The sequence below is a fragment of the Ochrobactrum teleogrylli genome, from assembly GCF_006376685.1.
In the GTDB taxonomy this organism is placed as follows: Bacteria; Pseudomonadota; Alphaproteobacteria; order Rhizobiales; family Rhizobiaceae; genus Brucella; species Brucella teleogrylli.
In genome coordinates, this window is record NZ_VEWL01000039.1 from 1 (window position 1) to 1,286 (window position 1,286).

Sequence of the window (1,286 nt, forward strand, 5' to 3'; positions counted from 1 at the left end):
CTCGATCAACTGGTCCCGAAAGATCATCTGCTTCGCAAGATCGATGCGGTGATCGACTTCTCTTTCATCCATGACCGGGTTGCCGGGCTTTATTGCCCCGACAACGGCCGTCCTCCGCTCGATCCGACCTTGCTGTTCAAGGCGCTGTTCATCGGCTACCTGTTCGGCGTGCGCTCGGAGCGTCAGCTGGTGCGCGAGATCGAGGTCAATGTCGCCTATCGCTGGTTCCTGCGCCTGAAGCTGAGCGATGCGGTGTTCGACGCCTCGACACTGAGCCAGAACCGGCGGCGGCGCTTTAACGACACCTCGGTCGGCCAGGACATTTTCGACCATATCGTCGAACAGGCGATCCGGCACGGACTGGTCGATGGGACAGTGCTTTATACCGACAGCACACATCTGAAAGCCAATGCCAACAAGGGCAAATACGACCTTGAGATGATCGCCAGATCCCGGGCCGACTATTGGGCTGATCTTGATCGGGCCATTGATGCGGAACGGGCACTGCACGGCCAGAAGCCGATGAGGGACAAGCCGCGTGAGCGGGAGGCGAAGGAAACCAAGGTCAGCCGCACCGATCCGGAAAGCGGCTATATGGTGCGCGACGGCAAGCCGAAGGGCTTCTACTATCTCGACCACCGCACGGTGGATGGAAAGCTGGCCATCATCACCGATATCCACGTCACGCCGGCCAATGTGCATGACAGTCGCGTCTATCTCGACCGTCTGGATCGGCAACGCCGGCGCTTTGACTTCGAGGTTGGCGCGGTCGGGCTGGATGCTGGCTATGCGACAGCGGCCATTGCCCGGGGTTTGGAAGATCGCCATATCCTCGGCGTTACCGGCTACCGCACTCCAACGCCGCCCAGGGACGGCATGATGCGCAAGTCGAAGTTCGCATTCGAAGCGGATGTCGATGGCTATCGCTGCCCTGAGGGCCAATTGCTCCCCTATGCCACGACCGACCGCAACGGTTACAAGCATTATGTATCTGATCCGGCCATCTGCCGGACCTGCCCGCTGCTCGCATCCTGCACGGCCAACGCCAAGTCCATCCGTACCATCACCCGCCATGTCTGGCAGGACGCCCGCGAACGCACTGACGCCCACCGGCTCACAGCTTGGGGAAAAGCGATCTACAAGCGGCGCAAGGAAACGGTGGAATGCTCCTTTGCCGACGCCAAGCAGCTGCACGGCCACCGCTACGCCCGCTTTCGAGGCCTTGTCCGCGTCGCCTGCCAATGCCTGCTGCAAGCCGCCGCACAGAACATCAAGAAGATCGCCAT

1 protein-coding gene is annotated in these 1,286 nt (G+C 60.9%); it reads left to right on the forward strand.

Annotated features, from left to right (window positions below; all coding sequences use genetic code 11):
* On the forward strand, positions 1-1,286 hold a 1,286-nt coding region (locus tag FIC94_RS22290; protein WP_140026467.1), incomplete at both ends, for an IS1182 family transposase.